At 51.0% G+C, this 9,307-nt stretch carries 8 protein-coding genes; 6 read left to right on the forward strand and 2 right to left on the reverse strand.

Annotation, left to right across the window (positions count from 1 at the left end; genetic code table 11):
- Window positions 1-126 precede the first annotated feature (126 nt).
- Entirely contained in the window at window positions 127-984 is an 858-nt protein-coding gene (yibB, locus tag FDW95_RS22630; RefSeq protein WP_115259958.1) for a protein YibB, read from the reverse strand.
- Between the two features lie 269 nt (window positions 985-1,253).
- The gene (locus FDW95_RS22635) at window positions 1,254-3,341 is read right to left on the reverse strand and encodes a TonB-dependent receptor (protein ID WP_115258715.1); all 2,088 of its coding nucleotides are present in this window, start codon (window positions 3,339-3,341) and stop codon (window positions 1,254-1,256) included.
- 435 nt (window positions 3,342-3,776) lie between these two features.
- Here FDW95_RS22635 and FDW95_RS22640 point away from each other — a divergent pair, with 435 nt between their 5' ends.
- From FDW95_RS22640 to zinT, 6 genes are all read left to right on the forward strand, one after another.
- On the forward strand, window positions 3,777-5,363 hold the full coding sequence (locus FDW95_RS22640) for an ABC transporter substrate-binding protein (RefSeq protein ID WP_115258714.1): 1,587 nt from the start codon (window positions 3,777-3,779) through the stop codon (window positions 5,361-5,363).
- A complete protein-coding gene (locus FDW95_RS22645; protein ID WP_096759416.1) occupies window positions 5,363-6,337 on the forward strand; it encodes an ABC transporter permease in 975 nt (324 codons plus the stop codon). The genes FDW95_RS22640 and FDW95_RS22645 overlap by 1 nt, the downstream gene beginning before the upstream one ends.
- Window positions 6,327-7,139 carry an ABC transporter permease gene (locus tag FDW95_RS22650; protein ID WP_115258713.1) on the forward strand — a complete coding sequence of 271 codons (813 nt, stop codon included), beginning with the start codon at window positions 6,327-6,329 and terminating at the stop codon, window positions 7,137-7,139. Before FDW95_RS22645 ends, FDW95_RS22650 begins: the two co-directional genes overlap by 11 nt.
- Window positions 7,133-7,927, forward strand: a complete 795-nt coding sequence (locus FDW95_RS22655; protein WP_115258712.1) for an ATP-binding cassette domain-containing protein — start codon at window positions 7,133-7,135, stop codon at window positions 7,925-7,927. Before FDW95_RS22650 ends, FDW95_RS22655 begins: the two co-directional genes overlap by 7 nt.
- The gene (locus FDW95_RS22660; protein ID WP_115258711.1) at window positions 7,911-8,501 is read left to right on the forward strand and encodes an ATP-binding cassette domain-containing protein; all 591 of its coding nucleotides are present in this window, start codon (window positions 7,911-7,913) and stop codon (window positions 8,499-8,501) included. The genes FDW95_RS22655 and FDW95_RS22660 overlap by 17 nt, the downstream gene beginning before the upstream one ends.
- A gap of 117 nt (window positions 8,502-8,618) precedes the next feature.
- Window positions 8,619-9,269: a metal-binding protein ZinT gene (zinT, locus tag FDW95_RS22665; RefSeq protein ID WP_115258710.1), complete on the forward strand. Its 651-nt coding sequence runs from the start codon at window positions 8,619-8,621 to the stop codon at window positions 9,267-9,269.
- The last annotated feature ends 38 nt before the right edge of the window (window positions 9,270-9,307 follow it).

Genomic DNA, 9,307 nt, shown 5'->3' on the forward strand with positions numbered 1-9,307 from the left:
TCAGTAAGTTGGCAGCATCACCGGATCAGCTAACATCATATATATGTATAAATGGATATTCCCCAAGATCTTCCGGCCATGTTACTGCTCGGAGCCGGTTGATTGTGTCGCAGGGACGGTGAGTTTTTATTTGCCACGAAGCAACACTTTTAGGCATAGCAATCTGCTTTTTAGATCTTTTTTACCGTACATTTTGAACAAATAAAACCATCTGTTTTTTCCAAGGTAGTTTAGCTTTGTCAACTCCGGGTTTAAGTAATGGCACATGATGAAAATCCCTTGATCATCATCAACTATTTTATTTCTAAGGGTCTTTATTTGGCAGCGGCGTACCAGTTTATAAAACGCTTGCCATTTTTCTTGTGTCGCAACGATGGCACCGCCAATAATATAAGAGCGATTATTGATCATGTGTTCAAAAACATGATCAATGGATTTGGGGTTTAGACCACGTTTAACTGTGAATAAATTTACTTTACGTTTATCAAATGGATAATTCCATAAGGATAAACCGTTTGTGACTTCCGGGTTACGGCAATAGCCGAAATCAATCCAGGCAACCATCTCATTGTTAACAAGATTCATCTCTAACGCTTTGTTTATGAAATAAGCTTTCAGGTTACACACCAGCACGTACTCAGCGGACCAATATTCAGGGTTTATTAGCTGGCGCGTTTCAAGTCTGTTTCTGAAAGCATCATCTTTTTGGATGTCGTGAATTTTTTGCCGAATTGCAGTGAACTTAGTGTTAATGTCAAAGGTAACAACTGTGGTTTTTTTACCCGCTCTAATTTTTTCAATTGCTGGTTTAAGGTCGTAAGAGGTAAAAATGATCATTTCGTTATCCAGAGTGGATAAGTTTTTAAAATAATCAATGTAAGTTTCAGGCGTTCTCTCTAAATGTGGCGAGAAACCTTTATTGGCTGTCCAGTTACCTCGTCCAATATCAAAAAATGCTGTAACGATAGTTATCGATGAATCCATTTCCGTCAACCTGCGTACTTTGTACTTATCCAGTAGGTAATTATATAAAAATAATAAGTCTGACATTTTTAGACACAGTTTATCAGTCCCCACGCCAAACAGGAAGTTGAAATCCATACAGTAAGTGATACGCGGTGTTGATCTAAAATTCTGGTAGTTGACAGCAGTGAATATATTCTGTGATTTTACGGACTGTTTGCAGGTGCAGAGACAACATCAGAAAGAGGCCGGGCGATTCGTTATAGCCCGGCCTGTAGGTGAAAAACCAATTAGAACTGGTAGTTTAACGACACCCAGTAGTTGCGACCCGGATTGACGTATCCGGTTGTGGATTGTGCGGTCTGGAAGTAGTCGCCCGCGTAGGTGCTGCTGCGGCCAACCTGATACAGAGTGACGTCGCTAAAGTCTTTATCTAACACGTTATTTATCGCCGTATTCAGCGTCAGTTCTTTGGTCAGCTTATAGGACATGCCCATATCGAGAACGGTCCAGGCTTTTAAATTGGCCCCTTTATCATCGTACACGGCTTTTTGGACTGCACTAAGGTTGTCATAGTTTTCGGTAAAGCGTGGGGCTTTACCACGATAGCGTGCGCTTAACCAGGCATTCATATCTTCGGTTGCCTGCCAGTTCAAACGGGCGTTAGCCATATGTTTGGGGGTATAGCTCAGCGGTGCGCCTTTGTTTTCGCCATCTTTTTGTTTGCTCTGGGTATAGGTGTAGTTGAGCGATAAGCTCAGCACGTCAGACCAAAGCGGGAAGGTGCTGGCGAATTCAACGCCGTCCGTTCTCGCCTTGCCGCTGTTGGTATAGCTGTTGGTATTGTCATCGATGGAATACGAGACAATTTTATTTTTGTATTCGGTGTAGAAGCCGGTAACGTTGGCGTTCAGTCCCGCGTCGTTCTCATAGTACAACCCGGTTTCATAGCTGGTGCTTTCTTCGGGTTTAAGGTCGGGGTTGCCGACCGTATTGACGGTTCCCTGAGCGGTCACACCGCTGATGCCGTTGTGCAACTGGCTGAGTGACGGGGCTTTGTATCCGGTTGTGACGCCACCTTTCAGGGTCCATTCTTCCGATACGTCCCACACCATGTAAGCTCGTGGGCTAAGGTGTCCGCCAAAGACATCGTTATGCTCATAGCGAGTGCCTGCGGTCAACGCCAGCGAGTCGAGAATATGCCACTCATCTTCCGCGTAGGTCGCCCAGGTTTTCTGGTGGAATGTCTCACCGGTATTGGCCAGCACCACCCCGTCCTTCATGCGGGCATCCCAGTATTCTCCGCCGAGAGTAAGCAGATGCGAATCACCCAATGGCGTCAGCAGGACCGAGTCCAGGATGACGTTGGTATTTTTCAGTTCACGAGCGTCACCGGCCCGGCCCGCGTTTTCTGGCGTGAGTGCGGATGAGACCAGTTGGCGGCCTTTGTTCTCGGTTTCATTCCAGCCCACGGAGGATTTCCAGGTACCAAATGTTAATGCGGTATCGTGACCCAGCGTGACCTTATTACGTTCATAGCGCAGGGTTTTATCGTATCCGCCGGTGAGATTACCCAACTGCCCATCATCATTGTCGTAGCGCTGTCTGGCGGAGTCGAGATCCAGCCACAGCGTATTATTTGCGCCGGTTTTCCAGTCCAGACGGGTACCGATGTTGTAGTTTTCAGATTCCGTTGGATACGGCACGCGCGTCGATGTGGTATCGCTCAGAGAGGTGACGCTGGAGCCTTGTCGTTGTGTCGTGCTGCCGCGTACCTGCATGTCCAGCACGCCAGCAATTAGCGGGCCGCTTGACCAGAAGTTGGCTACCGTGCTGTTACCCCATTTATTGCTTTCTTGCAGGTTAACGCCGGTATTAATGGACGTGCTCCATTTGTCCGTACTTCTCTTGGTAATGATGTTAACGACACCGCCGATAGCATCTGAACCGTACAGCGTCGACATGGGACCGCGGATCACTTCAATATGATCGATGGCTGCCAGCGGAGGCATAAAACTGGTGTTCATGGCAGAGAAGCCGTTGGGCGTCACGTCACTGCTGCCATTTTGACGAATACCGTCTATCAGGATCAGCGTATAGCTGGCAGGCATGCCGCGAATACTGACCTCCAGACCGCCGGTTTTACCGGTGCTGCTTTCAACATCAACCCCTTCAACGGAGCGCAGGGCTTCACCTAAGTCATTATATTTATTGGTTTGTAATTCTTGTTGAGAAATAACCGACACGCTGGCAGCCGCGTTGGTGATCTTTTTTTCGTAACCCGACGCGGTCACGACCATGACATCATCGGCGAAGGCATAAGTACCGCTGAATCCAAGGCAGGACAGAACGACAGAGGCAACAGGTTTTAAACGCATAGTCAAACTTCCTTTGTTAAAAATTCAAAGGCAGTAAGATAATTGATGAAAATGATAATACAAATAATTATCATTACAAATTTACATAACTTGTCACTCTCTGTATATTTCTTGAATAAATATACATAAATTGTCACTAATTTTAGATAGGGAGTAATGACAAAACGCGTGAGTAGTTTTTACGGTAATTATTAATATTCATTTAATATGAGATTGAATAATAGAGAAGGAGATAAAAATCACGGCAGTGAATCACTGCACGTCGAGAGGTGAGAATTCGACAGTTGTATGATGTTTTTTTAAAATCGTCATACTTTTCTGCGCTGTATCATTTTTTTAGCCAAAGTGGTCCGCCATAATCCCTTCCCCAGGAGACCTCACAACGGGTATGTGCTGTTGTGCGGTATAAAAACAACGCAAAAGCGGGATAAGGTAATGATTAACGGCAAGCTGGCACGGTTGACGTGCGCACTGACTCTGGCATTTTCGACCTCCCTTTTCGCAGCACAACCGGCGGTGGAAGGGCAAACATTGAAACTGGCAATTGGACCCGAACCCACGGAGGGATTCGACCCGATGCTAGGCTGGAGTCACGGCAGCTATCTGCTCCTGCATGCACCTTTGTTAAAACAAAATGCCGATATGAGCTGGGGAAACCTGCTGACGGAGAAGGTGGAGACCAGCGCTGATGGGAAAACCTGGACATTAACCTTAAAACCCGATCTTAAATTCTCTGATGGCTCCCCGCTCACGGCGGAAGATGTGGTATTTACCTTCAACAAAGCCGCGACAAGCGGTGGGAAAATCGACATGGGGAATTTCACCCATGCCCGCCTGAAAGACAATCGCACGGTAGAAATGACGCTACGCAGTCCGCAGAGTACATTTGTGAACGTGCTGGGCTCGTTAGGCATTGTTCCGGCAAAACAATACGATGAAAAAACCTTTGCCAGAAATCCAATTGGCGCAGGCCCTTATCGGCTGGTGAGTTTTCAGCCGGGCCAACAGTTAATCGTCGAAGCAAATCCTTGGTACGCGGGTAAGAAAAATGATTTTAGCCGGCTGGTGTTTGTCTTCCTGGACGAAGATAACGCTTACGCGGCCGCACGCAGTGGTCAACTGGGGTTGGTGCGTATTGCGCCATCAATGGCCGTTGCACCTCAACAAGACAATTTGAAGCTGTGGGTTCGCAACAGCGTAGAGAACCGGGGGATCGTGTTCCCGATGGTCCCTGCGGGTAAAAAAGATGCTAACGGTTATCCGGTCGGTAACGATATAACGGCCGACGTCGCGATCAGACGGGCTATTAACTACGCCATCGATCGTAAGCAACTGGCTGAACAGGTTATGGAAGGCCACGCTATCCCGGCGTACAGCGCGGTGCAGGGACTGCCGTGGCAGGGACCGTCGGTTGCGTTTAAAGATGGCGACAGTGACAAAGCACGCGCGCTTCTGGAACAGGCTGGATGGAAAGTTGGCCCGGATGGTGTACGTGTAAAAGACGGCAAAGCAGCCCGTCTGACCTTATGGTATGCGAGCGGCGACAGTACGCGTCGTGATTTAGCCGAAGCGGTGCGTGCCATGCTCGAACCTGTTGGCATTGCGGTGTCGCTGCAATCCGGAAGCTGGGAAACCGTTGAGCGCCACATGCATTCGAATCCCACGCTGTTTGGTTGGGGGAGTTTAGATCCGATGGAGCTTTTCCATCACTACAGCGGGCAGGCCGCGGGCGTTGAGTATTACAACCCCGGTTATTACAGCAATCCTGCGGTTGAACAGCATCTCAAACAGGCCATTGATGCGCCGGACTGGCAAAAAGCAGTGCCTTTCTGGCAGCAGGTGGAGTGGGATGGCAAGCAGGGTGCAGGCGTTCAGGGTGACGCTGCGTGGGCATGGTTGCTGAATATCCAGCATACTTATCTGGCTAATCCGTGCATTGACCTGGGCAAAGGGGCGCCGGAAATTCACGGCAGCTGGTCCGTGCTCAACAATCTTGATGAATGGACCTGGACCTGCCGTTGATGAAGTCTGTTGTGGGTCATTTTCTGCGGCTGATCGTATTGTTGGTGCTGGTCGCTGCTGGCACCTTCATCTTGCTCAGCTTCTCGCCGGTCGATCCGATTCGTGCCTATATTGGTAACGATCTCCTGCATGTTCCGCCAGAACAGTATGCGCGTATCGCCGCACGCTGGGGGCTGGATCAGCCGCTGTGGGAGCGTTTCGGGCACTGGTTTGCACGCGTCTTACAGGGTGATCTCGGGTATTCGATGCTGTTTAATGCACCGGTCGCCAGCGTGATCAAAGAGCGTTTTGCGACCTCGTTTGCTCTGCTCTGTGGCGCATGGTTGATGTCGGGGTTACTGGGTACGGCAATGGGGTTCGTTGCCGGGCGCTTCCTGAACCGCTGGCCGGATAAAATGATCTGCCGCCTCAGCTATCTGCTTTCATCGTTGCCAACCTTCTGGATAGGAATGCTGCTTCTGGCCGTGTTTGCGGTGCGCTGGCCGGTGCTCCCGGTCTGCTGCGCGTGGGAGCCTGGCAACAGTGGTGATATGGCTGGCTTCACAGAGCGTCTGCGTCATCTGATTCTTCCGGTATGCGCCCTCAGTTTATTGGGGTTAGGGCAAATTACGCTGCACACTCGAGAAAGTATCGCCAGCGTGATGAAAAGCGACTTCGTTCGCTTTGCTCGCTCGCAGGGAGACAAGGGATGGTCGCTGCTGCGCCACCAGGTCCTGCGTCATGCGATAACGCCTGCGCTGTGCCTGCAATTTGCTTCGCTTGGCGAACTTTTTGGCGGCGCATTGCTGGCAGAAAAAGTCTTTGCATATCCCGGACTGGGGCAGGCGACCATTGATGCCGGATTACGCGGCGATGTGCCGCTGCTGATGGGGATTGTCTTGTTCAGCACCGTGCTGGTGTTCATCGGCAACTCGCTCTCTTCCTGGTTAGTCCATGTGCTAAATCGCGCGGTGGAGCGTCCAGATGCTCTATAACCCAACCCCAACGTTGATTCGCCTTCTGCTGTCTGCGGGCGGTTTACTCTTCATCGCCATTTATGGCAACGCTACGCTGGATAACGCACTGAGCGTTAATCTGCTGGCCCGCCATCTGCCACCGGATGCGCTGCACTGGTTTGGCACTGATAATCTCGGGCGTGATTTATGGGTGCGCTGCTTTCAGGGGGCGTTAACCAGCCTGCAAATTGGTATCGGCGCGGCGGTGTGTAGCGGGGTAATTGCTTTATTGATGGCGGCGGTTTCGCGTTTGCATCCGCGCATGGATGTTCTGATGCGCTTAGTCACCGACGCGATGTTGTCGATGCCGCATCTGCTGCTGCTGATTTTGATCTGCTTTACTCTCGGCGGTGGTAAAAGTGGGGTGGTGCTGGCGGTTGCGCTGACCCATTGGCCGCGTCTGGCCTTGATCCTGCGCGCGGAGGCGGAACGCGTCGCACACAGTGACTACCTGATGCTGACCCGGCGGCTGGGACACGGGCATTTTTACTGCTGGCGTCATCACTACTTACCTGCGCTATTGCCACAATGGTTGACCGGGACGTTGTTGATGTTTCCGCACGCGGTGTTACATAGCGCGGCGTTAAGTTTTCTTGGTTTCGGGCTGGCGCCGCATGAGCCGTCGCTGGGTCTGTTGCTGGCGGATGCGCTGCGATTTATCAGCCACGGCAACTGGTGGCTGGTGCTGTTTCCGGGGTTAATGCTGTTCAGCCTGGTGATGTTATTTGATCAGTTTGCCCGGGCGGTACATCGTTTGTGGTTGAGAGGTGACGCATGTTGAGTTTACAGCAGGTCTCGCTGGACGTGGCGCGCTATCGTTGGTACGGCGCGAGAAAGTGGTCATCGCTACTCCAGGATATTTCTTTTGATATTGCCCCCGGTCAAATGGTGGCATTAGTCGGCGGCAGCGGGGAAGGTAAGAGTCTGCTGTTGCAGTGTCTGCTCGATCTGTTACCAGACAATCTGCGCGTTCAGGGCGCGATAAACCTCGATGGAAAAACGCTGGACCGTAATGACATCCGTGCATGTCGTGGCAATACCTTTAGTTATGTACCGCAAGGGGTTCAGGCGCTTAATCCACTGCTGACCATTGAAAAGCATTTGAAAAGAGCGAGTCAACTCTCCGGTCATCCCTGGGACGCGGGGAAGGTAACGCAACTTCTTGAACGGAGCCAACTGGACACCAGCGTATTAGGTGCTTTCCCGCGCCAACTGTCCGGTGGGATGGCAAAACGTGTTCTGGCGTGCCATGCGTCACTCAGTCAGGCGCGCTATATCCTTGCTGACGAAATTACCGCCTGGCTGGATGCGCCTTTGGCGAATCAACTGCTGGGGCATTTACGAGGCCTTTGCGAGCAGGGCTGTGGTGTGCTGTGGGTAACCCACGATCTCACGCTGGCTGCACGCCATGCGGACCGGATTGTTGCCCTGCATCAGGGACGGGTATCGGATAACGTGAGTCGGGAACAGCTGCTGCGTGGCGATATCAGCGAATATTTGCAGCGGCAATGGCGGGCGTTACCTGAGAGAAACCAACTATTTGGAGAGCTGAATGCTGTGCTGTCGTGATGTTGTTATACGCCAGGGCGGTAAGGTGCTGTGGCAAAACCTGACGTTCTCGCTGGCTGTCGGGGAGCGCATGGGGATTTGCGCTCCTAGCGGGACCGGGAAAACCACGTTGGGACGCGTGCTGGCTGGCTGGCAAAAACCAACCTCCGGTGAGATTTTAGTCGATGATAAACCGTTACCGGTCGGGCAATATTGCCCGGTACAACTGGTGCCGCAACATCCTGAATTGACGTTCAACCCCTGGCGAAGTACCGGTGATGCGGTGCGGGATGCCTGGCTGCCGGATGCCTCAACGCTCGCCCGCTTACATATTAATCCCGAGTGGTTAACCCGCCGACCCGGGCAGCTTTCTGGTGGTGAACTGGCGCGTATTGCGCTACTGCGCGCGCTTGATCCGCGCACGCGTTTTCTCATTGCCGATGAAATTACCGCCCAGCTTGACCCTTCTATTCAACGAGACATATGGGCGCTGCTTCTTGAAGAATGCCAGCGTCGTCCGTTAGGAATGCTCATCATTAGCCATCAGCAGGCATTGCTTGATCAGCTTTGTTCGCGAAGGTTGCCCTGGCCGTAGTCGTCCTTTCTCCGTGTGGCCGATTTATCGCTGTGGATGAATTTTGCATATCCGCGTTGATTAAATTGTTACGTTATATTATAACAATTTACTCGCAACCATATCGAGGGTGAAATTTTGGCTATTCGTTTGGAAAGACTGGCGGTTGTTTTGGGGATGCTGTTAGCCAGTAGTCAGGTCCTGGCACATGGGCACCATTCCCATGGCGCGCCGATGACAGAAATAGAGCAAAAAGCGTCAGAGGGCGTTTTTGATAATAGCCATGTGAAGGACAGGGCTCTGAGCGACTGGGATGGCGTGTGGCAGTCCGTTTACCCTTATCTGCAGAGCGGTGAACTGGATCCGGTATTCAAGCAGAAGGCCGAAAAGGATAAAAGTAAAACGGCGGAGGAGTATAAAACCTATTACCGCACAGGCTATGCCACTAGCGTGGACACTATCGGTATCGAAAACGGTGTGATGGAATTTCATACGGGTAATAAGGTCGCGTCGTGTAAATATGATTACGCCGGATACAAAATATTGACCTATACGTCAGGCAAGAAAGGTGTGCGGTATCTGTTTGAGTGCAAAGAGGCAAATAGTCAGGCGCCGAAATACGTTCAATTTAGCGATCATATTATCGCGCCACGCAAATCGAGCCACTATCACATCTTTATGGGAAATACCTCACAGGCAGCGCTGCTTGAAGAGATGGACAACTGGCCAACCTATTATCCGTATCAGCTCAAAGCAGAAGCGGTGATTGACGAGATGCTGCATCATTAATTCCCATCCGGCTGTATTTAAACCCGCCGATAACGGCG

The organism is Citrobacter sp. wls718 (assembly GCF_005280945.1).
In the GTDB taxonomy this organism is placed as follows: domain Bacteria; phylum Pseudomonadota; class Gammaproteobacteria; order Enterobacterales; family Enterobacteriaceae; genus Citrobacter; species Citrobacter gillenii.

Coding starts and splice junctions, on each gene's coding strand:
- yibB (WP_115259958.1), bottom strand. CDS start 984: ATGGATTCATCGATAACTATCGTTACAGCATTTTTTGATATTGGACGA.
- FDW95_RS22635 (WP_115258715.1), bottom strand. CDS start 3,341: ATGCGTTTAAAACCTGTTGCCTCTGTCGTTCTGTCCTGCCTTGGATTC.
- FDW95_RS22640 (WP_115258714.1), top strand. CDS start 3,777: ATGATTAACGGCAAGCTGGCACGGTTGACGTGCGCACTGACTCTGGCA.
- FDW95_RS22645 (WP_096759416.1), top strand. CDS start 5,363: ATGAAGTCTGTTGTGGGTCATTTTCTGCGGCTGATCGTATTGTTGGTG.
- FDW95_RS22650 (WP_115258713.1), top strand. CDS start 6,327: ATGCTCTATAACCCAACCCCAACGTTGATTCGCCTTCTGCTGTCTGCG.
- FDW95_RS22655 (WP_115258712.1), top strand. CDS start 7,133: ATGTTGAGTTTACAGCAGGTCTCGCTGGACGTGGCGCGCTATCGTTGG.
- FDW95_RS22660 (WP_115258711.1), top strand. CDS start 7,911: ATGCTGTGCTGTCGTGATGTTGTTATACGCCAGGGCGGTAAGGTGCTG.